The organism is Streptomyces sp. NBC_01481 (genome assembly GCF_026339995.1).
Lineage (GTDB): Bacteria > Actinomycetota > Actinomycetes > Streptomycetales > Streptomycetaceae > Streptomyces.
In genome coordinates this window covers 2,129,702-2,152,608 of record NZ_JAPEPT010000001.1, presented here as the reverse complement: position 1 = coordinate 2,152,608, position 22,907 = coordinate 2,129,702, and the positions used below count along the sequence as shown (strand labels likewise).

Sequence of the window (22,907 nt, the reverse complement as noted above, 5' to 3'; positions counted from 1 at the left end):
ACATCCACTTCGCCGGATCATGATCGGCGCCGCCGCCACCGCGTCTGCTGTCGTCCTTCTGCTCGCGCTGAAGCAGCCTGGCACCAGCGTGGCGGAGGCGTCGTCGCAGGCAGGCTCGCAGGTGCCGCCCGCCGGCTCGGCGTCCGCCGGAAACGGAGCCGGGGCGGGACGGACGGTGCTCGGTGACAGCGCCGGCACGCAGTACGGCGACGTCCAGGTCCAGCTCACCCTCAGCGGCGGCAGAATCACCGGGGCGCAGGCGGTGAAGGCGCCCAGCGCCGAGGCCAAGAGCCGACAGATCGCCGCCGACGCAATCCCCCGGCTCAACCAGGCTGTGCTGAGGGCGCAGAGCGCACAGATCGACGCCGTCTCCGGGGCCAGCTACACCAGCGAGGGCTACATCAAGTCCCTGCAGAGCGCGCTCGACAAGGCGGCGGCGGTGGGCTCCGGTGCCGAGACCGCCGGTTCCGGCTCGGGCTCGGGTTCCGGTGAGACCGCCGGCTCGGGCTCAGGTTCCGGCTCGAACCCGGGCTCGGGCTCGGGTTCCGGCTCCGGTGGCGCCCCGGCGGCGAAGACCGTCCTCGGCAATGTGGCCGACACCCAGTACGGCCCGGTGCAGGTCCGGATCACGGTCAGCGGCGGCAAGGTCACCGCGGCCGACGCCGTCAAGGCTCCCGACTCCGACGCCAACAGCCGACGGATCGCCGCCACCGCAGTCCCCCAGCTCAACCAGGCAGCACTCACGGCGCAGAGCGCACAGATCGACGCCGTCTCCGGGGCCAGCTACACCAGCGAGGGCTACATCAAGTCCCTGCAGAGCGCGCTCGACAAGGCCGGTCTGTGATGCCCGACAGCCGTGAGCGTCTGCGCCATGTCGAGCACTCCATGGGGACTGTCTTCTCGTTCGACATCCGTATCGCCGAGGCCGGCGCCTCACCCAGGGTGCGCGCCGGACTCGCCGCCGCCGTGGCGGGGCTGCACCGTGTGGACGAGACCTTCTCGACCTACCGTCCCGGCAGCCAGCTCAGCCGGCTCGCCCGCGGCGAACTCTCGCTCGGAGACTGCGTCACGGAGGTCGCCGAAGTACTCGATCTGTGCGCGGCCGCCGAGCGGGAGAGCGAGGGCTGGTTCACCGCCCGCTACGCCGGAGAGCTGGATCCGACCGGCCTGGTCAAGGGCTGGGCGGTGGAGTGCGCGGTCCGCATGCTCGCCTCCTCCGGTGCGGATTCGGTCTGCCTCAACGGAGGCGGCGACATCCAGCTGTACGGCGGCCCCTGGCGGGTGGGCGTCAGCGACCCGCTGCACCCGGGCGGGCTGCTCACGGTGATCGATGCCGACGAGGGCCTCGCCGTCGCCACCTCGGGCCCGGCCGAACGCGGCTGCCACATTCTCGACCCGCACACCGGTCGGCCACCCGCCGAGCCCCTGGCGTCGATGACAGTCGTCTGCCCGGGGCTGACCCACGCGGACGCCCGGGCGACCGCCGCGTACGCCATGGGCGAGCGGGCCCGGGACTGGCTGGAGGAGCTGCCCGACACCGAGGGCTTTGCGGTCAATGCCGACGGCAGCACGTGGCGGACCAGCGGATTCGCCCGCCACACGGCGAAGTTGGCTGTCTGACGACCGGACCCGCCTGCCTCAGCGGTCGTTCTGAGCCAGACGCAGCAGATGGTCGGCGAGCGCCTGGCCGCCCGCCGGGTCCCGGCTGATGAGCATCAGCGTGTCGTCGCCCGCGATGGTGCCGAGGATGTCGTGCAGTTCGGCCTGGTCGATGGCCGAGGCAAGGAACTGCGCGGCGCCCGGCGGCGTACGCAGGACCACGAGGTTGGCGGAGGCCTCCGCGGAGATGAGGAGTTCCGAGGAAAGGCGCCGCATCCGCTCCTCCTTCGCCGACTCACCGAGCGGCGCCTGCGGGGTGCGGAAGCCGCCCTCGCTGGGCACGGCGTAGATCAGCTCGCCGCCGGTGTTGCGGATCTTCACCGCGCCCAGCTCGTCGAGGTCCCGGGAGAGCGTCGCCTGGGTGACGCTCAGTCCGTTGTCCGCGAGGAGCTTGGCCAGCTGGCTCTGCGAGCGCACCGGCTGCCGGTTGAGGATGTCCACGATCCGGCGGTGGCGGGCCATGCGGGTCTGGGGTACGGCGGGCCCGCCGTGCTCGGTGTCCTGCGCGTCGGTCATCGTCGTCTCATTCTCCGGCTCGTCCATCCCCGTTGGCTGCGTCGAGAACGCCCGGCAGGGCCCGGAGGAATACGTCCACGTCCGCCTCGCCGATGATCAGCGGCGGCATCAGCCGTACGACATCGGGGGCGGGGGCGTTCACCAGGAAGCCGGCGCTCTGAGCCGCCTGCTGCACCTGGGGCGCGAGGGGCTCGTTGAGCACGATACCCAGCAACAGGCCGGCGCCACGGACATGTGAGACCAGCGGATGGCCCAGGGATTCGATTCCGTCCCTGATCTTCTCGCCGAGTCGCTTGACCTCGTCGAGGATTCCGTCGGCCGCGAGTGTGTCGAGTACGGCGAGGCCGGCGGCGCAGGCGACCGGGTTCCCGCCGAACGTGGTGCCGTGCTGCCCCGGCTTCAGCAGCTCGGCCGCCTCGCCGAACGCGATCGTCGCGCCGAGGGGGAGCCCGCCGCCCAGGCCCTTTGCGAGCGTGACGAGATCGGGCTCGATGCCCTGGTGGGCCTGGTGCTCGAACCAGTGGCCGGTCCGCCCGATGCCCGTCTGGACCTCGTCGAGCACGAGAAGCGTGCCGGTGGCCCGGGTGATCTCCCGGGCGGCCTCCAGATAGCCCTTGGGCGGGACGACCACGCCGTTCTCGCCCTGGATCGGCTCGATGATCACGAGCGCGGTCTCCGCGGTGACCTGGGCCCGCAGCGCCTCGGCATCCCCGTACGGCACGTGGCTGACATCTCCGGGCAGCGGCAGGAACGGCTCCTGCTTGCCCGGCTGTCCGGTGAGCGCGAGGGCGCCCATCGTGCGGCCGTGGAAGCCGCCGGCGGTGGCGACCATGTGCCGGCGGCCCGTGAGCCGGCCGATCTTGAAGGCGGCTTCGTTGGCCTCCGCGCCGGAATTGCAGAAGAAAACACGTCCGGGGCGCCCGAAGAGCTGGATCAGCCGCTCGGCGAGCGCGAGGGGCGGCTCGGCGACGTACAGGTTGGAGACATGGCCCAGGGAGGCGATCTGGCGGGAGACGGCCTCGACAACGGCGGGATGGGCATGGCCGAGCGCGTTGACGGCGATGCCGCCGACGAAGTCGGTGTACCGCACGCCGTCCGCGTCCCAGACGGTGGCGCCCTCGCCGCGGACGAGCGACAGCTTGGGCGTGCCGTAGTTGTCGGCCATCACGCCCTGCCACCGCCGCGTGAACTCCTGGTTGCTCATGATTCCCCCAGTCCGTCGGGCAGGACCATCGTGCCGATGCCCTCGTCGGTGAAGATCTCCAGCAGGATCGAGTGCGGTACGCGGCCGTCGATCACGCGGGCGGTGTTCACCCCGTTGCGTACGGCGAACAGACAGCCCTCCATCTTGGGCACCATGCCGCTGGAGAGGTCCGGCAGCAGCTTCTCCAGCTCGCTCGCGGTGAGCCTGCTGATCACCTCGTCGCTCTGCGGCCAGTCCTCGTACAGGCCCTCGACATCGGTGAGAACCATCAGCGTCTCGGCACCCAGCGCCGCGGCCAGGGCGGCCGCGGCGGTGTCGGCGTTGACGTTGTAGACGTGGTGGTCGTCGGCGGAGCGCGCGATGGAGGAGATGACCGGAATGCGTCCGTCGTCGAGGAGCGCCTGGATGGCGCCCGTGTCGATCTCGGTGATCTCGCCGACCCGGCCGATGTCGACGAGCTCTCCGTCGATCTGCGGCTGGTGCTTGGTCGCGGTCATGGTGTGGGCGTCCTCGCCGGTCATGCCGACGGCGAGCGGCCCGTGCTGGTTGAGCAGCCCGACGAGCTCGCGCTGGACCTGCCCGGCGAGCACCATCCGTACGACGTCCATGGCTTCGGGCGTGGTGACCCGAAGGCCCGCCTTGAACTCGCTGACCAGGCCGTGCCGGTCGAGCTGCGCGTTGATCTGCGGGCCGCCGCCGTGCACGACGACCGGCTTGAGCCCTGCCTGGCGCAGGAAGACGACGTCCTGGGCGAAAGCGGCCTTGAGATCCTCGTCGATCATGGCGTTGCCGCCGAACTTGATGACGACGGTCCTGCCGTTGTGCCGGGTCAGCCAGGGCAGCGCCTCGATGAGGATCTGGGCCTTCGGCAGCGCGGTGTGCTTGCGCGTGCTGTTCGTCATGAGCTGTACGCGCTGTTCTCGTGGACGTAGTCCGCGGTGAGGTCGTTGGCCCAGATGACTGCGGACTCGGACCCCGCGGCGAGGTCGGCGGTGATCTTCACCTCGCGGTAGCGCATGTCGACGAGGTCGCGGTCCTCGCCGACACTGCCGTTCTTGCAGACCCACACGTCGTTGATGGCGACATTGAGCCGGTCCGGCTCGAATGCGGCATTCGTGGTGCCGATGGCCGACAGGACCCGGCCCCAGTTGGGGTCCTCGCCGTGGATGGCGCACTTGAGGAGGTTGTTACGGGCAATCGAGCGGCCCACCTCGACGGCGTCGTCCTCGGTCGCGGCGTTGACGACTTCGATGCGGATGTCCTTGCTGGCGCCCTCGGCGTCACCGATGAGCTGACGGGCGAGGTCGTCGCAGACGCTCTTGACGGCCTCGGCGAAGTCCTCGTACCGGGGCGTGATCCCGCTCGCTCCGGACGCCAGGAGCAGCACAGTGTCATTGGTGGACATGCAGCCGTCGGAGTCGATCCGGTCGAAGGTCAGGCGGGTCGACTCTCGCAGGGCCTTGTCGAGGGTCGCGGCTTCGAGGTCGGCGTCAGTGGTGAGGACGACGAGCATGGTGGCGAGGCCCGGGGCGAGCATGCCCGCGCCCTTGGCCATACCGCCGACGGTCCAGCCGTCCTTGGAGGCCACGGACGTCTTGTGGACGGTGTCGGTGGTCTTGATGGCGATGGCGGCCTTCTCGCCGCCGTGCTCGCTCAGCTCGGCCGCGGCTCTGTCGATGCCCGGCAGCAGCTTGTCCATCGGCAGCAGCAGACCGATGAGGCCGGTGGAGGCGACGGCGACCTCTCCGGCGGAGACCTCGGAGGCGCCGTGGCCTTCGAGAGCCTCGGCGACCCTTTCGGCGGTGGCGTGGGTGTCCTGGAAGCCCTTGGGGCCCGTACAGGCGTTGGCCCCACCGGAGTTGAGGACGACGGCACTGACCTCGCCGCCGCGCAGGACCTGCTCGGACCACAGGACCGGGGCGGCCTTGACGCGGTTGGAGGTGAAGACGCCCGCGGCGGCGCGGCGCGGACCGTTGTTGACCACGAGGGCCAGGTCCGGATTGCCGTTCTCCTTGATCCCGGCGGCGATACCGGCCGCCGTGAATCCCTTTGCTGCCGTGACGCTCACGGTGCCACTCCGATCGTGGAAAGTCCTGTGTCCTCGGGAAGCCCGAGGGCGATGTTCATGCTCTGCACCGCGCCGCCGGCGGTGCCCTTGGTGAGGTTGTCGATGGCGCTGATCGCGATGATGCGGCCCGCCGCCCCGTCGTACGCGACCTGGACCTGAACAGCGTTGGAACCGTAGACGGACGCGGTCGACGGCCACTGCCCCTCGGGGAGCAGATGGACGAAGGGCTCGTCCGCGTACGCCTTCTCGTACGCGGTCCGCACATCGGCCGCTGTCGTGCCCGGCCTGGCCTTCGCACTGCATGTGGCGAGGATGCCGCGGGGCATCGGCGCGAGGGTCGGCGTGAAGGAGACGGTGACCCGCTCCCCCGCCGCGGCGCTGAGGTTCTGGATCATCTCGGGCGTGTGACGGTGGCCGCCGCCGACGCCGTACGGGGTCATGGACCCCATCACCTCGGAGCCGAGCAGATGCGGCTTGGGCGTCTTGCCGGCGCCGGAGGTACCGGACGCAGCGGTGATCACGGCCTCGGGCTCGGCGAGGGAGGCAACGTACGCGGGGAAGAGCGCGAGCAGCACGGCGGTGGGGAAGCAGCCGGGCACCGCGATGCGCTTGGACCCCTCCAGCGCGGCGCGGGCACCCGGCAGTTCGGGCAGGCCATAGGGCCAGGTCCCGGCGTGCGCGGAGCCGTAGAACGCCTCCCAGTCGGCGGCGCCCTTGAGCCGGAAGTCGGCACCCATGTCGATGACGAGCACGTCCTCGCCGAGCTGCTCGGCGACAGCGGCGGACTGCCCGTGCGGGAGGGCGAGAAACACGACGTCGTGCCCGGCGAGCACCTCGGGGGTGGTCGGTTCGAGTGCCCGGTCGGCGAGCGGCAGGAGATGCCGCTGCAGGCCACCGAGCTTCTGGCCTGCGTTGGAGTTGCCGGTGAGGGCGCCGATCTCGGTCCCGGGGTGAGCCAGGAGCAGTCGGAGCAGTTCCCCGCCCGCGTATCCGCTCGCTCCTGCGACTGCTGCTCGTACTGCCATCGAACCCTCCATCAGTGATAGCATGACTATACGCAACTATGCACGTTTATGCAATCAGTACCGAGGGGGCCCGAGGGGGCAGCTATGACCGTGCGCGGTAGTTGGCGGATGTGCACGGTTGTTGGCGGAAGCGCCGAGACGGGCTGCGTATTCGCTGGTGGAGTGCCCGCTGCGGCGCCCGGAGCCGCCAACTATCGTGAACAGGTCCCGCCAACTGCGCTGAACAGAGACGCCCTGACCTGCGAGGACTCCGCAGGTGATCCGCCAACTACCGCGCACGGTCACAGCAGCCATGCTCGGTGATCAGCCGTCGGGGTGCGCGCCCGCCCAGCCGTGTTCGAGCAGCGCGAAGACTTCCCTGGCGGCCCGCCTCGGGTCGGGATGCCGCCCGACGAGGTCCCGGGCCTCCAATGCGAAACGGGCCAGGGCGGCGCAGGTGACATCGCCTTCGGGGGCGCCTACCTCCTCGGCGATGGCCCGGGCCACCGCCGCCTCGTGGCGCATCCACATGCGGTGGGCGTGATCACGCAGCGCCGGAGTGTCCTCCACCATGCGCCTGAACTCGCCGAACCGCGGGTCCTTGGCGGGAGCCTGCGCCTGCAGGACGTGCTCGCAGAGCGCACGCGGGATCGACTGCCCGGGGGCGCGTTCACGCACCGCGGCGACGAGCGCCGCCTCGATGTCGTCGTCCTGATCGAAGACCAGCGCCTCCTTGCTGGGGAAGTGCTTGAACAGGGTGGTCACCGACACGTCGGCGGCCTCGGCGACGTCCTTGACGCCGACCTGGTCGTAGCCGCGGTCGAGGAAGAGCTCGATCGCGGCGTCGGCCAGGGACCTGCGGGTTTGGGCCTTCTTGCGCTCGCGGCGCCCGGTCGGTTCGGTCACTGGCACACCGTACCTCGGAGCGCACTCACTACGAAAGTTGAGTCATTGCACTTATTTAGCGAGTGTGCTTTCTTGGAGATGCGCCGGGGATCTCCCGGCGTACACCCACCTTCCGAGGGGACAGCTCCATGCACTCCGCCCATGACCCCCGCATCGCGGTCGTCGGCGCCGGCCTCGGCGGCCTTGCCTGCGCCCGCGTCCTGCAACTCCACGGACGCTCCGTAACCGTCTTCGAAGGCGAGGCATCCGTCGACGCCCGCCCCCAGGGCGGCACTCTCGACATGCACGCCGACACCGGGCAGATCGCCCTGCGCGCGGCGGGCCTGCTCGATCGGTTCCGCACTTTCTCCCGTCCCGAAGGCCAGGAGTGGCGCCTGCTCGACACCGCCACCGCCGCCCTCCTGCCTGATCAGGGGCCTGCGGACGACGAGGGCGACGGCGACAGGCCGGAAATCGACCGAGGCCAATTGCGCGGCCTGCTCCTGGAGTCCCTGGCCGCGGGCACCGTGCGGTGGGGCCGCGCCGTCAGCGGGGTCACCCCGCTCGGGGACGGCACCTGCCGCCTGCTCTTCAGTGACGGCACCACCGAGGACTTCGACCTGGTCGTCGGCGCCGACGGCGCCTGGTCCCGGGTCCGCCCGGCTCTGTCGGACGCCACGCCCGGCTACACCGGTGTCACCTTCGTGGAGGCCGGCTTCGACGACTGCGACACCCGCCATCCAGAGCTCGCGCGGATGGTCGGCGACGGCACCATGCTCGCGAAGGCCGACGGCAAGGCCCTGTTCGCCCAGCGCAACAGCAATGGCCACATCCGCGCCTACATCGCGTTCCGCGCCCCGGAGAACTGGCACGTGGCCGCCGACCTGGACCTCGATGACGCGACGGCCGTGCGCACGCACCTGCTGAAGATCTTCGACGGCTGGCACGAGAGCCTGCTCCATCTCCTGCGGTACAGCGACAGCGGCTTCGTCAATCGCCCCCTGTTCGCGCTGCCCGTCCCGCACACCTGGGAGCACACCCCCGGCGTCACCCTGCTGGGCGACGCCGCGCACCTGATGCCCCCTCTGGGGCTGGGCGCCAACCTCGCCATGCTCGATGGCACCGACCTCGCCCAGGCCCTCGTCACCGAATCAGGTCTCGACGACGGCGTCCGTGCCTACGAGAGCATCATGCTGCCGCGCTCGGCCGAGGCCGCGAAGGGCTGCGCGGAGGGACTCGGCCACCTCCTGCCCCCGACGGACTCCTGAGCACGCTCCATCACCTCGTCCGCCCGGCGGCCAGCGGTGGCTGGGCATCACCCGGCGGGCGACCATTGAGGTGGATCCGCTCACACCGGGGGCCTCTCGCCGGGAGACGCCAGTGGTGCACACCTACGTAACGGACGTACTGGTCGCGGGCGCCGGCCCTGTCGGGCTGACCGCGGCCGCCGAGCTTCGGCGGCGGTCAGTCGGCTGCCGCGTCGTCGACCGGCTGCCGGCCAGGTTGCCGTTCGCGAAGGCCGTGGGGATCCAGCCGCGCACCCTGGAGATCTGGGACCGGATGGGCCTGGTACGGGCCGCGCTGGACGCGGCCGTCCCGATGCGCGGGCAGCTGACATACGTCAACGGCACGGAGCAGGCCCGGATCGACCTCGCCCTGCCGCCCGAGGTGCCGTACGGATTCGCCGCGCTGCCGCAGTACGAGACCGAGCGCATCCTCGATGAGTTCCTGGCCCGTTTCGGTACCCGGATCGAGCGCGGCACCGAGTTGGTGTCGTTCACCCAGGACGCCGACGGGGTGACCAGCCGGCTGGTCAGCTCCTCCGGGGCGGAGGAGGAGGTCCGCTCCCGGTTCCTGGTGGGCTGCGACGGCGCGCACAGCGTTGTCCGCAAGGCTCTCGGGCTCACCTTCGAAGGGGGCGCCTTCCCCCAGGAGTACATGCTCGCCGACGTGGAAGCCGACTGGGACCTTCCGCACGGGTACGGCGTACGCGCCATGCATCGCGGTGCCGACGGCGTCGTCGACGACCTGCTGGTGTGCATTCCGCTGCCCGGCCGGGGCCGGTACCGGATGTCGATGCTGGTGCCGCCCGAGCTCTCGACCGCCCGGCAGACCGAGGGAGCCGACCGGAGCCGGGTGGAGCATGGCCTGGAGGGCGGCCGGGCCCCCTCGCTTCCCCACATCCAGGCGGTCCTGGACCGGCTGGCGCCGCAGCCGACCACCGCGTCCAACATGCGCTGGTCCTCGGTGTTCCGGATCAGCCACCGGATGGTCGACCGGTACGCCGACGGCCGGGTCTTCGTCGCGGGGGACGCGGCGCACATCCATCCGCCGACGGGCGCGCAGGGCATGAACACCGGCATCCAGGACGCGTACAACCTCGCCTGGAAGCTCGCCCTCGCGGCCGAGGGTGCCGCAGATCCCCGGCTGCTCACGAGTTACGACGCCGAGCGCCGGCCGGTCGGCGAGGAAGTCGTCGGCCGCACCGTACGGCACGCCGCCGAGGGCATCCAGGCCGACCCGACGGACCCGGCGACCCTGATGCTGCGCGAAGCACAGCTGCTCGTCGCCTACCGCGGCAGCCCGATCGTGGGGCGGCCCGACCCGGGCGGCAACGGGGACGGCCCCCAGCCCGGCGACCGGGCCCCGGACTGCGGCGGCCTCGCCGGGGAGATCGCTGCGTACCCGTCGCGGCTGTACAACGTACTGCGGGACCGCGGGCACGTGCTGCTGCTGTACGGGCAAGACCCGGCGGGCAACCTGTTCGACGAACTCGCCGCAGCGGCACGTGAGGTGTCACAGGGCAGGGTGGAAGCATGCGCGGTGCTCGCCGATGGCGGGCCCGCCGACGGGACGCGGCTGCCGGTGTACCGCGACAGCCGCGGCGAGTTCGGGCGGATCTACCGAGCGGAGGAGCCGACGGCATTTGTCGTGCGCCCGGACGGCTACCTGGGCGCCAGGCTCTGCCCGCCGACCACCCAGGAGCTGGCCGCCCACCTCGCGGGCGTGTTCCGGACGGGCTGAGCCCGGCGCCTGCAAGTTCCCGGCGGCCCGCAGAGCGGCCTGGCCGGGGTGTGGCAGGCGAAGACGGCCAATGTCCCGTTCGCCGTCCAACTCGACGCGCTCGGGCGGGACTTCGGGGCGCGGGCCTTCTCGCTGCATCCCGGCGGCGGTCCCGCCGCGTCAGTCGTACAGACCCCGCGGAGCTGCGCGCGGCGGCAGTCGCTAGTCTGCCCGGATGCGTGATGGGGGAAGCAGCAGCGGCGAGGTCGACGGTACCGTCGATGAACCAGCCGAGGCGGGCCGGTTCCAGCGGTTGAGGAAGCACCGGCTGCTCGCCTCGGGCGTGGCCGTGGTGGTTCTGGCGGCGGGGGTCGCCATCCCCCTCGCCTTCGCCGACTCCGATGACATCGAGCCCTGTTGGCGGCTGCCCGCCTCGGCGCGGGCCCTCGCCGACAACCCCGGGGCGGCTGCCAGAGCCCTCGACCCGGGCGAGGATCTGGCTCGTCTCGGCTCCGCGAAGAGGCTGCTGGCGCACGAGAAGGTGTGCGGCGACGGTGCCCGCGTGCTGGGTCGCATCGTGGACGGGGCCACGCGTTCCACGGGCCCGGGCAGACCGCACACCATGGCGCAGGCCCGTACCGCCTATGCGGTTGCCTCTGCCCTCGACGGCATCGAACTCCCCGCGGGGCTGGCGCCGGGCGTGGCTCGGATGGTGGCCGAGTATGTGGTGGACGCGGGGCGGGACGACAGTCTGCACGACGATGATCTGTCAGGCCCCGCGCTGCCTCCCGAGGAGGCCCGGCTCGACGAGACCGGCTGGGTGTGGCTCGGCCGTTTCCTCGCCCCAGAGGCGCACGCTGCTTTCGGGTACGCCGACCGCAGCGCGGACGCGGACGCCGACATCGAGGAGCTGGTCGCCGAACTCGCCAAGGACCCCCAGGCCTTCGCGATCCTCTACGACGCCGAGCGTGCCTATCTCGCGTACTACCTGGAGCGGCTGACCGCGCAGGGCGGCGACCCCGCCCACCGGCCCACGCGCCGCGGACTGGATGCTCGCTACGCGTCGAAGGCGACGACCTGGACCGACAACGACCCGGAGGACGTGGCGGACCGCATCGGTGACCTCATGAAGTTCCGCGCCGACTACACCAGGGACGGAACGATCCCCGGTCTCGCCGCCTTCGACGCGTCCGTACACGAGCACATCCGGGGCACCTTCCGTCCGGCTCCCGTGCAGTTGAACACCCGTCCGCCGATGGGCGACATTGCCGGCCGGCCGGTCGCCGGGCCGGTGCGTGGCGACCTGATGAACGGGCGGCACCAGATGTTCACGGTGCTGGACGACTGGGCGAAGAAGCGGAAGGTGCCGCCGAAGCGTGCCGCCGCGATGCGGCAGTTGCTGGACGACGCGTATGTCCGCGCACTGTGGCTGAGGTTCTGACCCCACCGGGCGCGCGCAACGGCGTCAGGAGAAGAACCGCAGGCCGGAACAGCCGCGCCGCCGCACCTCGTCCTGCGCGAACTCCTTGAACATCCGCTCCTTCACGGCCCGGCCGACCCCCGGAATGTCGTCGGCGGCGCTGAGGGCGTAGTTGGCGGCCTCGCCGTCGCAGCGGGCGGTGGCCGTCATGGGACGGGGCTCGCCGTTGCCTTCCTCGGCCGTGAGCCGGTTGCTCCAGTCGCCGTACCAGGCGACGAAGGCCATCCGTGACCGCTCGTGCGGGGACTCCGGGTCAGCCGAGTGCAGATCGCAACGTGCCGTGGGTGCGGCGTTGTTCGTGCCCACGGCGACCCGCCAGTCCGTACTCTGCGACAGCCCGGACCTCGTCATCCACCCGCAGCCCGTGTTCCTCGCCTGCGACAGCGGCACCGTCTTCGGGTCGTCCTCGGGGTCGGCCGGCACGGCGTCCCCCTTCGGTGCCTTGAGGGGCTTGGCGCCACAACCAAGCCTGCCCGAGGCGGAGTTGGCGAGAGCGACGGCCGTACGGTAAGCGGCTCCCGGGACCCCGCTGTTGACGTCCCGCCCCAGCGAGGTCCGTACCAGAAGCTTGCGCTGTCTGCCTTCGGCATCCTTGCCGAGATCCGGGCAGGGCAGCAGAAGCTGGATGCCGCCGAACCTGTCGATGAAGCCGGGCAGCCCCTCGGGCACCGGAGCCTGCGGGGAGAAGCCCTCCTCGGGGAAGAGCGACATGAACTCCCGGTCCTGATCGTCCCGACGGGTGTACGCCGCCATGCGGACCAGTCGCTTGTCGTTCACGTCCTCGCCCTTCATGGTGAGGCTGCAGCCGTAGGAGCCCAGCCCCTTGGTGTACTTGGACTCCTCGCCCTCCAGGTGCGAGCCTTTCGGTGCGAGCTGCTTCACGGCGTCCCGTGGCAACTCCCCGCCGCAGGCGTTGCGGGCCAGCATCCACTCCTGCGCATAGGGCTCGGCGATGTACCCGCCCACGCCCAGGACTGCCGCAGCCGCCACCGACACCTTGATCCAGCGCCGCATCGTCATCCGCCCCCGTAACACCCGACAACACCTGTGGCCCCATGGCCCTATGTACGCGCCGGACCCTACTCGTTGCCGTCGGACCCCTTGTGCTCGGCCTCGCGCCACAGCAGGGCGCAGCTCAGCGCGGCGAGCAACTGGCATGCGGCGGCCGTCAGCAGCGCTCCGGGCAGCGAGCGGACGGCCAGGGGTCCGGCGATGGCCGCGCCGACGGCGAAGGCGGTCAGCTTGAGACTGGCGCCCGTGGTGAAGATCTGGCCGCGCAGCCGCTCGGGTGCCTCCCGGTGGCGTACCGCGAACAGCGCGGTGAGCTGGGGTCCTTCGCCGATTCCGGTGAGGACGACGGCGGCGATCAGCAGAGTCGGGCGGCCGGTGGCCGCGAGGAGGAGAGCTCCGGCGAGGACGAGGGTGCTGCACCACATGACGGTGTCCGGGCGCAGGAGTTCCGGGTGGCGGGCGAGCAGCGCGTTGGCCGCGAGAGCGGATACGGCGATGCCGGAGAGCAGGAGCGCCCCGTGACCGGCTGTGCCCAGGACCCGCTGACCGAGCAATGGGGCGCAGGCGACCAGCATCCCCTCGCCCACGCACGAGATCACCGAGACCGTCGTCGCGCGGGCGAGCGGCCGGATATGGAGGATGGCACGGAAGCCGGCGGTGAGGTCGGTGCCGACCGGCGTACGTATGCGGGCCTGCTCCCGTTCGCGGGTCACCGGCAGCGCCCAGGCGGCGGGCAGGGCAAGGCAGATGAGCACAGCGGCCACGATCACGCCCGCCGCCGCCCCGACCAGAGCCGCGACCGCTCCGGCCAGCGCGGGTCCCGCCAACCCTGCGGCGTTGAACGTCATCGCGTCGAGGCCGTTGGCGCGGGCGAGAGCTTCGGGCGGGACGACGTGCGGCAGTTGGGAGGTCCAGCCGCCGGAGAGGGCGGGTCCCAGCAGGCCCGCGAACACCGCGATCAGCACGGTGAGGGCGATCGGGATGCGGCCGAGGGCGATCAGGATGACGACGAGCGCGGAGGCGTAACCCGTCAGAGCCCCGGTCAGCAGGCGGCCCGGCCTGGCGGACCTGTCGAGCAGTACGCCGAAAAGGGGGCCGCCGACCGCGGCCGCGATCATGATGCCCGCCAGCAGTGACGAGGCCACGGCGGCCGATCCTGTGACGGCGAGCCCGGCGAGGAGCAAGGCCGGGCCCGACATCTCGTCGCCGGTGCGGGCGGCGGCCGCTCCGGCGGTATAGCGCCCCAGTGTGTAACTCTTTGTCATCCTGATCACGTTACGCACGTAACTCAAAACCACGCCAGGTGCGTTACATTGGCAGTGTGTTCCCCTTGAACGGCACCGGCGCTGACGGTGAATGGTCGGCCCGGCATTCGGTTCAGGCCGTCGCCCTGCGAACGGCCGCCCTGATCAACGCCCTTGCCGATGAGAGCGGGTCGACCGGCCGCATCGCCGAGGTGCTGCGCACGCACGGCGAGACGGACCCGGTCGAGCTGTCGGACCGCGACATCGCCGGGATGCGCGCGGCCGCCCTGCTGCTGCGCGAGGTCTTCGCCGCCGATCACGTCGACGCCGCCGCGGCCTGCCTGAACCGCCTGCTGCCACAGAGCACCGGCCCCCTGCGCCTCACCTCGCACGGCGGCCGCTCCCCCTGGCACCCGCATCTCGACAGCCATGACGACGCGCCCTGGGGTGAGTGGTTCCTCGCCTCGTCGTGCCTGGCCCTGACCGTCCTCGTCTGGGACCGACAACGCCCGCCCGGCGGCGTCTGCGCCTCCTCCGGCTGCCGCAATGTCTTTCTCACTCAGGGCAGCGGACCGACACGTCGCTACTGCTCACGGCGATGCGCGACACGTGAACGCGTGGCCGCCCACCGGCGGGCGAAAAATCTTGCGGACTTGGCCGCGTCCGATGTCGATCCGGCCGGGGGCCGTTCGTACAGGGGGTGAGAGGCCGGCCGCCCGGCGCCGGCCACCGCACCGAGGAGGGACGCCATGCAGCACTATCTGCTCAGCATCTACCAGCCCGACGGGGGCCCGCCGCCGCCCGAGGTGCTGGATCCGATCATGCGGGATCTCGAAGCGGTGAACACCGAGATCAAGGCGGCAGGTGCCTGGGTGTTCTCCGGGGGTCTGCACCCGCCGAGCACGGCCACCGTCGTACGGGTGAAGGACGACGAGGCGCTCATGACCGACGGTCCCTACGTCGAGGGCAAAGAGCACATCGGCGGGTTCACGGTCATCCGGGCGGCCGATCTCGACGCCGCCCTCGAATGGGGCCGCAAACTCGCCCGGGCAATCACTCTCCCGATCGAAGTGAGGCCGCTGCAGCACGTGTCCGGCGGGTGAGTTCCGGCATGCCGGAGGTGACCGCGTCGGTGATGGAGCGGGTGTTCCGCGAGGAGTACGGTCGCGCGGTCGCCGTCCTGGTCCGCGTCTTCGGTGACATTGGCATCGCCGAGGAGGCGGTCCAGGACGCGTTCACCACGGCTCTGGAACGGTGGCCGTCCACCGGGCTGCCGCCCAGCCCGGCCGGCTGGATCATCACCACCGCCCGCAACCGGGCGATCGACCGGCTCCGCAGGGAGGCGTCACGCGCGGACCGGCACGCGCAGGCCGCCCTGCTGTCCGCCGACGGCGAAGCGTTCGAGGAGGGCCCCGTGCGCGACGACCGACTGCGTCTGATCTTCACCTGCTGCCACCCGGCGCTGGCACCCGCCGCCCGGGTCGCGCTGACGCTGCGCCTGCTGGGCGGGCTCACCACGGCCGAGATCGCGTCGGCCTTCCTGGTCGCCGAGCCGACCATGGCGCAGCGGCTGGTCCGCGCCAAGGGCAAGATCCGTGATGCGGGAATCCCCTACCGGGTCCCGCGCGACGCCGATCTGCCGGACCGTCTGCGGGCCGTGCTCGCCGTCGTCTACCTCATCTTCAACGAGGGCTACACCGCGAGTTCGGGCGAGCGGCTCGTCCGCGAGGACCTGTGCGCGGAGGCGATCCGCCTCGGCCGGCTGCTGGCCGAGCTGATGCCCGACGAACCGGAGGTCAAGGGGCTGCTGGCGCTGATGCTGCTCACCGAGTCGCGCCGGGCCGCCCGCACCACGCCCGACGGCGGCCTCGTCCGGCTGGCCGAGCAGGACCGCGACCTCTGGGACCGCGACCTCATCGCCGAGGGCCAGGATCTCGTCCGGCAGTGTCTGAGGCGCGATCAGCCCGGCCCCTACCAGATCCAGGCGGCCATCAACGCAGTCCACAGCGACGCACCGGTCCCGGCCGCGACCGACTGGCGGCAGATCCTCCAGCTGTACGACCAGCTGCTCGCCCTCGGTCCGAATCCGGTCGTGTCTCTCCACCGGGCGGTCGCGGTGGCGGAGGTCGAGGGCCCGGCGGCGGCGCTCGCCCTGGTCGACGATCTCGATCTCGACGAGCACCACCTCTTCCATGCGATCCGCGCGGATCTGCTGCGTCGCCTGGGGCGCAAAGCCCAGGCCGCGCGTGCCTACGAGGCCGCGATCGAGCGCACCGGAAATGCGGCCGAGCGCTCCTTCCTGCGGCGTACCCTCCTGGGCATGTCCATCACATTCGGCGATGACGCACTCAGACTCCTCGACGAGCCGAACCCCGCGGTCCTGGCGACCGTCAACCCGGACGGAAGCCCGCAGACTTCGGTCGTCTGGGTGGCCAGAGAGGGGGACGAACTACTCATCTCCACCGAAGCCGGACGCCGCAAGGACAAGAACGTACGGCGCGAGCCGCGGGTCAGCCTCACGGTGTACGACCGGAACGATCCGCTGCAGTACATCGAGGTGCGCGGCACGGCCACCGTGAGCGAGGACGCCGGGAGGAAGCTCGCCGTGTCGCTGGCCGAGGAGTACGAGGGGTCCGGCGCGGGCGAGGAGTATCTGGAGCTGCCGCCGGAGGTCGTACGCATCGTCATCCGGATCACGCCGGAGCGGGTGGTGGGCAGCGCCACCGGGTGATGCCTGCCGGCCCGGCGGGGCCGTGTCAGACGGTCGTCCCGAGGCGCAGGCTCCAGCGGCCCGCCCGGCCGGCCAGCGTCACGGTCGACAGGGGGCGGACGTCCACGTTCCAGTACGACGAGGGCGGTGCCTTCAGCGCGTAGACGAGGGCTGCCCTGACGACCGCCGGTTCGGCGACGGCGACCATGGAGCCGCCGTCCTCGGCGGGCCTGGTGTCCAGCCAGCCTCCTATGCGCGATATGAACGAGAGCAGCGGCTCACCGCCGTGCGGCGCCGAGCGCGGGTCGGCGAGCCAGGCATCGACGGCGGCGGGCTCGCGGGCCGCGACCTCGGCCAGGGTGTAGCCGCGCCAGCGGCCCATGTCGCAGTCGCGCAGGGCGGGCTGCGCGATCGGCGCGAAGCCGAGGGCCTCGCCGGTCGCCCGGCTGCGGGCGGTCGGCGAGCAATACCGCAGCTCGGCAGTGTTGAGCGGCACCAGGGCATACGCAGCGAGCTGCACCTCGTGCCAGCCCGCGTAGTCGAGTGGCCGGTCGTCGTCGAAGCGCTCCGCGAGCACGGCGGAGCTGCGGGCCGCGGCGACCAACGTGATCCGGACAGTCATGGCGTGATCGTGGTTCCCAATGCCCCGCAGGTCAAGAGGCGACCGGAGGGTCGCGCTCCGGGCGGTCCGCGGCCCTGGCGGGGGTCTCGCCGGTTCAGGACCGTCGGTTTTCCGGGGGGTGCGGCTGCTCTGCCGGGTCGCCGCTGACGGCCCGTCGGCCGAGCACCTCGTCGCAGGCGGCGCGCAGTCTTCGGACGCCCTCGGCAATCTCGGCCGGGCCCGCCACACCCGCGAAACTCAACCGCACATGACCGGCCGGGGGTTCGGCGCAGAAGTAGGGACGGCCGGTGGCGATGGCGACGCCCGCGCGCAGGGCGGCGGAGAGCAGGGCCGCCTCGTCCGTGCCGTCGGGGAGCCGCAGCCAGAGGTGGTAGCCGCCGGACGGGATGTGCGGGAGGGCGAGTTCGGGCAGGCAGAGGCTCAGGGCGGCTGACATGGTGTCACGTCGGGCCTTCAACTCGGCGGCCACGGCACGCAGATGGCGATTCCAGGCGGGTGAGCCGACCAGCTCCAGAGCTGCTTCCTGGAGCGGGCGGGGCACGAAGAAGGTGTCGACGACATGGATGGCACGCAGCCGTTCCAGAACCGGACCGCGGGCCGCCAGCATGCCCACCCGCAGGCTGGGCGAGGTCGCTTTGGTGAGGGAGCTGACATGGACGACGACTCCGTCGTGATCGTCCGAAGCCAGCGGACCGGGCAGCGGGCCCGCGTCCTCGTGGACCAGTCGGCGGGCGAAGTCGTCCTCGACGACAAAGGCACCGGACTCGCGGGCGATGCGCAGCACCTCGCCGCGGCGCTCGGGCGCGAGCACCGCACCGGTCGGGTTCTGGAAGAGCGGCTGGCAGACGAAGACGCGGGCGCCGGTGGCCTTGAAGGCGGCGGCGAGCAGGTCCGTGCGCACCCCCTGGGCGTCCACCGGGACGGGCACCGGCCGCAGCCCGGCGGCGCGGGCGATCGCCAGCATGCCCGGGTAGGTGGGTGACTCGACCAGGACGGGGGCGCCGGGCGGGGCCAGCGCGCGCAGGGCGGTGGTCAGCGCCGACTGGCCGCCGGCCGTGATCAGCACATCGGCCGCGCCGCTGCTTTCGCCGAGGCCGCGGGCGAACCATTCGCGCAGCTCGGGCAGCCCGTCGGTGGGCGGCCGACCCCAGGCGCCGGGCCGCCGTCCGGCCCGGGCCAGTGCGGCGGCCATGGCCCGTTCCGGCTGGAGGGTGTGGTGCAGATAGCCGCCGTTGAACTCCACGACGCCAGGCGCCGGAGCGGCGAGCGTCGCGAGGACTCCGGAGGCGTCCACGGCACGCGGCACCAGCTCGGTCGTCGCGTCCGCACTGAGGGTGACCTCCTGCCAGGAGGTGTCCCCGGGCGCGGGACCGGTGCCGGTGCGGGGCTGCGCCCGGAAGGCTCCCGCGCCGGGGCGGGTGACGACCAGACCCTCGGCAGCGAGCTGGGCGATCGCGCGTGAGACGGTCACCGGGGAGACGCGGTACCTCTCGACCAGAGCCCGGCTCGACGGCAGCTTCTCTCCTGATGAGTAGCGGTCGAGCTCACGCTTCAGGGAGTTCGCGAGTTCCGTGACACTGCTACGCTCATTCATGAAGGCACAGGATAGCGCTACTGCACGCACCTCGATAGCGGTCGCCGGACCGGCGCAAGGCGCCACGGCAGATCGCGCCGACGCCCTCGCATCTCAGCACCGAAGCCCCGCCGCGGGACGCAGCGGCACAGTCCTCGCCGCACTGGGCGTCGTCGCGTTCTCGCTCACCTTCCCGTCCACCGTCTGGGGCCTGGAGAGCTTCGGCCCCTGGTCGCTCGTCGCCGTACGCTGCGTCCTGGCGGCCGTCGTCGCGGGCGGCTTTCTGCTGGCGCTGCGCGTCCCCCTGCCCGAGTCGCGCCACTGGGCGGGTCTCGCCGTGGTGGCGGGCGGTGTGGTCGTCGGCTTTCCGCTGCTGACCACGCTGGCCCTGCAGACCTCCACCACCTCGCATGCCGCCGTGGTCGTCGGCCTGCTGCCGCTGACGACCGCCGCCTGCGCCGCGCTGCGTACCGGCCGCCACCCCTCGCGCACCTTCTGGCTGGCGGCGCTGGCCGGCGCGGCCGTGGTCATCGCCTTCACCGTGCAGCAGAGCGGCGGCGTGCTGCAGAGGGGCGATCTGTATCTCTTCGGCGCGCTGCTGGTCTGCGCGGCCGGCTACACCGAGGGCGGCAGGCTGGCGGGCCGGATGCCGGGCTGGCACGTGGTCGGCTGGGCACTCATCCTCTGCCTCCCGCTGAGCCTGGCGGGCTCGGCCATCGCCCTGTCCGTCGAGCCGGTCCGGCTCACCGCGCACGGCGTGATCGGACTCGCCTGGGTGGCGGCAGGCTCAACCTTTTTCGGTCTGTACGTCTGGTACCGGGGCATGGCCTCGATCGGCATCGCCAAGGCCAGCCAGCTCCAGCTCGCGCAGCCGCTGCTCACCCTGGTCTGGTCGGTGTCCCTGCTGGGCGAGCGGCTCTCCCCCGCCGCACCTGTCGCGGCCGTCGCGGTCCTGGTCTGCATCGCGGTCACCCAGCGGGCCCGCAGCTGACGACCGGGCGCCGGGATCGACCGAGCGCCTCGGGGGTGCAACTCCCGGCCCCGGCCTTAGACTCGAAACACGGACCACCGCCTTCGAGGAGGTCACTCCCGATGCAAGCGAACGTGGGCGACACACTGCTGGTCCACGGCAGAATCGTGGGACAGCACGACAAGACCGCCGAAGTCGTCGAGGTACTGGGGCAGAAAGGCAGCCCCCCGTACCGGGTGCGCTTCGACGACGGCCACGAGGCTCTGCTGTCCCCGGGCCCCGACACCGTCGTACGCCACCACGAGCAGAGCTGACTCAGTCCGGCGGACGCACCCTGGTCGGATAGTGATCGGCCACCACCCTGGCCATCGCCCCGATCCGGTCCGTCCTGACCTCCTTCGCCGCGAAGAAGCAGTGCCCGCGCACTCCTTCGTACCCGCGAGCCAGCGTGAGATGGCGTGAGAGCTCGGCCGGGTCCTGCCAGGGCGCGGGCTGGGCGGGGTCACCCGCCTTGTAGAGGGCTTCACCGGCGTAGAGATCGACGTCCGTGTCCCGTACGACGTCGTTCCACCAGGGGAGCAGCCGGGCGTAATCGGCCACCGGGAACCCGATGTTCCAGTAGATCTGCGGGACGACGTAGTCGATCCAGCCCTTCTTGACCCACTTGCGGGTGTCGGCGTGCAGATCGTCGTAGGTCTGCACGCCCGCCGCGGTGTCCGAGCCGAGCGGATCGGTGGCGGCATTGCGCCACACCCCGAAGGGACTGATCCCGAAGGGGATGCCCCTCTTGTACTTCTTGATCCGGTCGGCCATCTCGCGCACCAGCCGGTCGGTGTTGTCGCGCCGCCAGGCGGCCTTGTCGGGGAATCCGGCGCCGTAGCGTGCGTAAGTCGCGTCGTCGTCGAAGACCTGGCCGGTGACCGGATAGGGGTAGAAGTAGTCGTCGAAGTGCACGCCGTCGATGTCGTAGCGGCGGACGGCGTCCATCATCGCGTCCTGGACGAAGCGGCGGACCTCGGGAATGCCGGGGTTGTAGTACAGCTTCCCGCCGTACGGAAGGACCCACTCCGGGTGCACCCGGGCCGGGTGGCTCTCGACCAGCCGTGACGGATCGGTGTGCACGGCGACGCGGTAGGGATTGAACCAGGCGTGCAGTCGAAGATCGCGCCGGTGAGCCTCGGCCACGGCTGTGCCGAGCGGGTCCCAGCCGGGGTCTCGCCCCTGTGATCCGGTGAGGTACTGCGTCCAGGGCTCGTACGGTGACGGCCACAGGGCGTCCGCGGTGGGCCTGACCTGGAGGACGACGACGTTCAGCTTCCGGGCGACCGCGGTGTCGAGATGGGCGCAGAGTTCGGCGCGCTGCCGGTCCGGGGTGAGGCCGGACGCGGAGGGCCAGTCACGGTTGGCGACGGTCGCGATCCACATGCCGCGGAACTCCCGGGCCGTCGCACCCCGCCTCGACGCTTGAGCCGCGGACTGCGCTGCCGCGTCCCCAGGAGTCGCGTCCCCTGCTGTCGCCAGTGCGGCCATGGCTCCGGCCGCCGTCATCACGAACCCTCTTCTCCCGATCCGCCCCATATGGCGCCCTCAGCTCCCTCGCTGCCGACGTTCGTATCCGCACAGCATGCCCGCCCCCCAGGGGGTTCCCTTCGGACCATGCCGGGCTCGCGTGCCCTGGCACGCACTCCCCCGTAGCCCTTCGGGCACGGGAGGTGCCCCCACGCCGCGTTGCGTCAGTCGCCGACGCTCCGCGTGGGCTCCATCCTCCGCCTTGCAGCTGCACGCACCGCAGTGACATCAGCCGCTCCGCGCCGGGCCGCTCCCTGATCCGGCCTGATCCGAAGGGCACCCCCTAGCCGTCGTCCACGCATACATCCGGAGTAACGTCGGGGGGTCGAGGCGGCCACCGGAATCACACGGGGGACTCGCCGCACGAATCAGCGAAAGGCACGAGGTGACGGACTCAATGGCCGACATTGCACGCGTCGGAGTGGTCGGCTGCGGCCAGATGGGCGCAGGCATCGCGGAGGTGTGCGCCCGCAGCGGCCTCGATGTGAAGGTCGCCGAGACCACGGGCGAGGCCCTGGAGATCGGTCGCACCCGCCTCTACAACTCCCTCTCGAAGGCCGCCGAACGCGGCAAGATCACTGAGGAGGAGCGCGACTCGACCCTGGAGCGCCTCAGCTTCACCACCGACCTGGGGGAGTTCGCCGACCGTGATCTCGTCATCGAGGCCGTCGTGGAGAACGAGCAGGTCAAGACCGAGATCTTCCAGGTGCTCGACCAGGTGGTGACCCGGCAGGACGCGATCCTCGCCTCCAACACCTCCTCCATCCCGCTGGTGAAGCTGGCCGTCGCGACCTCCCGCCCGGACCAGGTCATCGGCATCCACTTCTTCAACCCGGCCCCGGTCCAGAAGCTCGTCGAGCTGATCCCGGCACTCACCACCTCCGAGGAGACGATCAAGCGCTCCGAGGCCGTGGTGCAGCAGGTGCTCGACAAGCACCCGATCCGCGCCCAGGACCGCTCGGGCTTCGTGGTGAACGCCCTGCTCATCCCGTATCTGCTGTCCGCGATCCGGATGTTCGAGTCGGGCATCGCCAGCCGCGAGGACATCGACAACGGCATGGAGCTGGGCTGCGCCCACCCGATGGGTCCGCTCAAGCTCTCCGACCTGATCGGTCTGGACACCGTGGCCTCGGTCGCCGACTCGATGTACGCGGAGTTCAAGGAGCCGCTGTACGCCGCTCCCCCGCTGCTGCAGCGGATGGTGGACGCGGGTCGCCTCGGCCGCAAGACGGGCTCCGGGTTCTATCCGTACTCCTGATTCACACGGAGTGTGCGGGGCGTGCCCGCATATGCCGTGCGCACACGCTCCCGCCCTCCTGTCAGGGAGAGTTGACTCGGTTCCGCTCAGCCAAGGGTCCGCTGTACAACCTTCCGAATTGGAGTTGAATC

The 22,907-nt window shown here is 71.2% G+C and carries 22 protein-coding genes and 1 pseudogene; 12 read left to right on the top strand and 11 right to left on the bottom strand.

What is annotated here, in order from left to right; all coding sequences use genetic code 11:
• Window positions 1-19: 19 nt before the first annotated feature.
• Together OOK40_RS09960 and OOK40_RS09955 are read left to right on the top strand one after the other, a co-directional pair.
• Window positions 20-844 (top strand): FMN-binding protein, encoded by an 825-nt coding sequence (locus OOK40_RS09960; RefSeq protein ID WP_266478452.1) that lies wholly within the window; start codon window positions 20-22, stop codon window positions 842-844.
• Window positions 844-1,620 carry an FAD:protein FMN transferase gene (locus OOK40_RS09955; protein WP_266478450.1) on the top strand — a complete coding sequence of 259 codons (777 nt, stop codon included), beginning with the start codon at window positions 844-846 and terminating at the stop codon, window positions 1,618-1,620. The genes OOK40_RS09960 and OOK40_RS09955 overlap by 1 nt, the downstream gene beginning before the upstream one ends.
• A gap of 18 nt (window positions 1,621-1,638) precedes the next feature.
• On the opposite strand, the gene OOK40_RS09950 is transcribed toward OOK40_RS09955, so the two are convergent.
• The 6 genes from OOK40_RS09950 to OOK40_RS09925 all read right to left on the bottom strand — a co-directional run bounded on the left by OOK40_RS09950 (window position 1,639) and on the right by OOK40_RS09925 (window position 7,357).
• Entirely contained in the window at window positions 1,639-2,175 is a 537-nt protein-coding gene (locus tag OOK40_RS09950; protein WP_266478448.1) for an arginine repressor, read from the bottom strand.
• Between the two features lie 7 nt (window positions 2,176-2,182).
• Window positions 2,183-3,379: an acetylornithine transaminase gene (locus tag OOK40_RS09945; protein WP_266478446.1), complete on the bottom strand. Its 1,197-nt coding sequence runs from the start codon at window positions 3,377-3,379 to the stop codon at window positions 2,183-2,185.
• Window positions 3,376-4,281 (bottom strand): acetylglutamate kinase, encoded by a 906-nt coding sequence (gene argB, locus OOK40_RS09940; protein WP_266478444.1) that lies wholly within the window; start codon window positions 4,279-4,281, stop codon window positions 3,376-3,378. Before argB ends, OOK40_RS09945 begins: the two co-directional genes overlap by 4 nt.
• Window positions 4,278-5,447 (bottom strand): bifunctional glutamate N-acetyltransferase/amino-acid acetyltransferase ArgJ, encoded by a 1,170-nt coding sequence (gene argJ, locus OOK40_RS09935; RefSeq protein WP_266478441.1) that lies wholly within the window; start codon window positions 5,445-5,447, stop codon window positions 4,278-4,280. The genes argB and argJ overlap by 4 nt, the downstream gene beginning before the upstream one ends.
• Complete coding sequence (gene argC / locus OOK40_RS09930; protein ID WP_266478438.1) at window positions 5,444-6,472, bottom strand: N-acetyl-gamma-glutamyl-phosphate reductase; 1,029 nt, start codon at window positions 6,470-6,472, stop codon at window positions 5,444-5,446. Before argC ends, argJ begins: the two co-directional genes overlap by 4 nt.
• A 303-nt stretch (window positions 6,473-6,775) precedes the next feature.
• Window positions 6,776-7,357: a TetR/AcrR family transcriptional regulator gene (locus tag OOK40_RS09925; protein WP_266478435.1), complete on the bottom strand. Its 582-nt coding sequence runs from the start codon at window positions 7,355-7,357 to the stop codon at window positions 6,776-6,778.
• A 128-nt stretch (window positions 7,358-7,485) separates the two neighbouring features.
• Between OOK40_RS09925 and OOK40_RS09920 the strand changes: the two genes are divergently transcribed.
• From OOK40_RS09920 to OOK40_RS09910, 3 genes are all read left to right on the top strand, one after another.
• Window positions 7,486-8,604: an NAD(P)/FAD-dependent oxidoreductase gene (locus tag OOK40_RS09920; RefSeq protein WP_266478432.1), complete on the top strand. Its 1,119-nt coding sequence runs from the start codon at window positions 7,486-7,488 to the stop codon at window positions 8,602-8,604.
• Window positions 8,605-8,716: 112 nt separating this feature from the next.
• Complete coding sequence (locus tag OOK40_RS09915) at window positions 8,717-10,360, top strand: FAD-dependent monooxygenase (RefSeq protein WP_266478429.1); 1,644 nt, start codon at window positions 8,717-8,719, stop codon at window positions 10,358-10,360.
• A gap of 214 nt (window positions 10,361-10,574) precedes the next feature.
• Window positions 10,575-11,780, top strand: a complete 1,206-nt coding sequence (locus tag OOK40_RS09910; protein WP_266478426.1) for a hypothetical protein — start codon at window positions 10,575-10,577, stop codon at window positions 11,778-11,780.
• 24 nt (window positions 11,781-11,804) lie between these two features.
• Here the strand turns inward: OOK40_RS09910 and OOK40_RS09905 are convergent, their stop codons facing one another.
• On the bottom strand, window positions 11,805-12,839 hold the full coding sequence (locus tag OOK40_RS09905; RefSeq protein WP_266478423.1) for a hypothetical protein: 1,035 nt from the start codon (window positions 12,837-12,839) through the stop codon (window positions 11,805-11,807).
• Between the two features lie 59 nt (window positions 12,840-12,898).
• Window positions 12,899-14,095: an MFS transporter gene (locus OOK40_RS09900; RefSeq protein ID WP_266478421.1), complete on the bottom strand. Its 1,197-nt coding sequence runs from the start codon at window positions 14,093-14,095 to the stop codon at window positions 12,899-12,901.
• Window positions 14,096-14,151: 56 nt separating this feature from the next.
• Between OOK40_RS09900 and OOK40_RS09895 the strand changes: the two genes are divergently transcribed.
• The 4 genes and pseudogenes from OOK40_RS09895 (at window position 14,152) to OOK40_RS09880 (ending at window position 16,805) form a co-directional block, all read left to right on the top strand.
• The gene (locus OOK40_RS09895; protein ID WP_266478419.1) at window positions 14,152-14,778 is read left to right on the top strand and encodes a CGNR zinc finger domain-containing protein; all 627 of its coding nucleotides are present in this window, start codon (window positions 14,152-14,154) and stop codon (window positions 14,776-14,778) included.
• A gap of 45 nt (window positions 14,779-14,823) precedes the next feature.
• Window positions 14,824-15,177 (top strand): YciI family protein, encoded by a 354-nt coding sequence (locus tag OOK40_RS09890; protein WP_266478417.1) that lies wholly within the window; start codon window positions 14,824-14,826, stop codon window positions 15,175-15,177.
• Between the two features lie 8 nt (window positions 15,178-15,185).
• Window positions 15,186-16,382, top strand: a pseudogene (locus OOK40_RS09885) (RNA polymerase sigma factor); the annotation flags it as partial.
• 12 nt (window positions 16,383-16,394) lie between these two features.
• A complete protein-coding gene (locus OOK40_RS09880) occupies window positions 16,395-16,805 on the top strand; it encodes a PPOX class F420-dependent oxidoreductase (RefSeq protein WP_266479087.1) in 411 nt (136 codons plus the stop codon).
• Window positions 16,806-16,830: 25 nt separating this feature from the next.
• Here OOK40_RS09880 and OOK40_RS09875 read toward each other — a convergent pair whose 3' ends face one another.
• Both OOK40_RS09875 and OOK40_RS09870 read right to left on the bottom strand, forming a co-directional pair.
• Entirely contained in the window at window positions 16,831-17,406 is a 576-nt protein-coding gene (locus OOK40_RS09875; RefSeq protein WP_266478414.1) for a histidine phosphatase family protein, read from the bottom strand.
• A 94-nt stretch (window positions 17,407-17,500) separates the two neighbouring features.
• Window positions 17,501-19,000 (bottom strand): PLP-dependent aminotransferase family protein, encoded by a 1,500-nt coding sequence (locus OOK40_RS09870; protein ID WP_266478411.1) that lies wholly within the window; start codon window positions 18,998-19,000, stop codon window positions 17,501-17,503.
• Between OOK40_RS09870 and OOK40_RS09865 the strand changes: the two genes are divergently transcribed.
• Both OOK40_RS09865 and OOK40_RS09860 read left to right on the top strand, forming a co-directional pair.
• Window positions 18,999-19,970, top strand: a complete 972-nt coding sequence (locus tag OOK40_RS09865; RefSeq protein WP_266478408.1) for a DMT family transporter — start codon at window positions 18,999-19,001, stop codon at window positions 19,968-19,970. The genes OOK40_RS09870 and OOK40_RS09865 overlap by 2 nt on opposite strands.
• Before the next feature lie 101 nt (window positions 19,971-20,071).
• Window positions 20,072-20,263, top strand: coding sequence for a DUF1918 domain-containing protein (locus OOK40_RS09860; protein ID WP_266478405.1), 192 nt, complete (start codon window positions 20,072-20,074; stop codon window positions 20,261-20,263).
• Between the two features lies 1 nt (window position 20,264).
• Here the strand turns inward: OOK40_RS09860 and OOK40_RS09855 are convergent, their stop codons facing one another.
• Window positions 20,265-21,527: a glycoside hydrolase family 10 protein gene (locus OOK40_RS09855; RefSeq protein WP_266478402.1), complete on the bottom strand. Its 1,263-nt coding sequence runs from the start codon at window positions 21,525-21,527 to the stop codon at window positions 20,265-20,267.
• A 388-nt stretch (window positions 21,528-21,915) separates the two neighbouring features.
• Between OOK40_RS09855 and OOK40_RS09850 the strand changes: the two genes are divergently transcribed.
• The gene (locus OOK40_RS09850; RefSeq protein WP_266478400.1) at window positions 21,916-22,776 is read left to right on the top strand and encodes a 3-hydroxybutyryl-CoA dehydrogenase; all 861 of its coding nucleotides are present in this window, start codon (window positions 21,916-21,918) and stop codon (window positions 22,774-22,776) included.
• Window positions 22,777-22,907 lie beyond the last annotated feature (131 nt).

Coding starts and splice junctions, on each gene's coding strand:
- OOK40_RS09910 (WP_266478426.1), top strand. CDS start 10,575: ATGCGTGATGGGGGAAGCAGCAGCGGCGAGGTCGACGGTACCGTCGAT.
- OOK40_RS09890 (WP_266478417.1), top strand. CDS start 14,824: ATGCAGCACTATCTGCTCAGCATCTACCAGCCCGACGGGGGCCCGCCG.
- OOK40_RS09945 (WP_266478446.1), bottom strand. CDS start 3,379: ATGAGCAACCAGGAGTTCACGCGGCGGTGGCAGGGCGTGATGGCCGAC.
- OOK40_RS09865 (WP_266478408.1), top strand. CDS start 18,999: ATGAAGGCACAGGATAGCGCTACTGCACGCACCTCGATAGCGGTCGCC.
- OOK40_RS09880 (WP_266479087.1), top strand. CDS start 16,395: ATGTCCATCACATTCGGCGATGACGCACTCAGACTCCTCGACGAGCCG.
- OOK40_RS09900 (WP_266478421.1), bottom strand. CDS start 14,095: ATGACAAAGAGTTACACACTGGGGCGCTATACCGCCGGAGCGGCCGCC.
- OOK40_RS09860 (WP_266478405.1), top strand. CDS start 20,072: ATGCAAGCGAACGTGGGCGACACACTGCTGGTCCACGGCAGAATCGTG.
- OOK40_RS09960 (WP_266478452.1), top strand. CDS start 20: ATGATCGGCGCCGCCGCCACCGCGTCTGCTGTCGTCCTTCTGCTCGCG.
- argC (WP_266478438.1), bottom strand. CDS start 6,472: ATGGCAGTACGAGCAGCAGTCGCAGGAGCGAGCGGATACGCGGGCGGG.
- OOK40_RS09950 (WP_266478448.1), bottom strand. CDS start 2,175: ATGACCGACGCGCAGGACACCGAGCACGGCGGGCCCGCCGTACCCCAG.
- OOK40_RS09875 (WP_266478414.1), bottom strand. CDS start 17,406: ATGACTGTCCGGATCACGTTGGTCGCCGCGGCCCGCAGCTCCGCCGTG.
- argB (WP_266478444.1), bottom strand. CDS start 4,281: ATGACGAACAGCACGCGCAAGCACACCGCGCTGCCGAAGGCCCAGATC.
- OOK40_RS09850 (WP_266478400.1), top strand. CDS start 21,916: ATGGCCGACATTGCACGCGTCGGAGTGGTCGGCTGCGGCCAGATGGGC.
- OOK40_RS09905 (WP_266478423.1), bottom strand. CDS start 12,839: ATGACGATGCGGCGCTGGATCAAGGTGTCGGTGGCGGCTGCGGCAGTC.
- OOK40_RS09955 (WP_266478450.1), top strand. CDS start 844: ATGCCCGACAGCCGTGAGCGTCTGCGCCATGTCGAGCACTCCATGGGG.
- OOK40_RS09920 (WP_266478432.1), top strand. CDS start 7,486: ATGCACTCCGCCCATGACCCCCGCATCGCGGTCGTCGGCGCCGGCCTC.
- OOK40_RS09870 (WP_266478411.1), bottom strand. CDS start 19,000: ATGAATGAGCGTAGCAGTGTCACGGAACTCGCGAACTCCCTGAAGCGT.
- OOK40_RS09855 (WP_266478402.1), bottom strand. CDS start 21,527: ATGGGGCGGATCGGGAGAAGAGGGTTCGTGATGACGGCGGCCGGAGCC.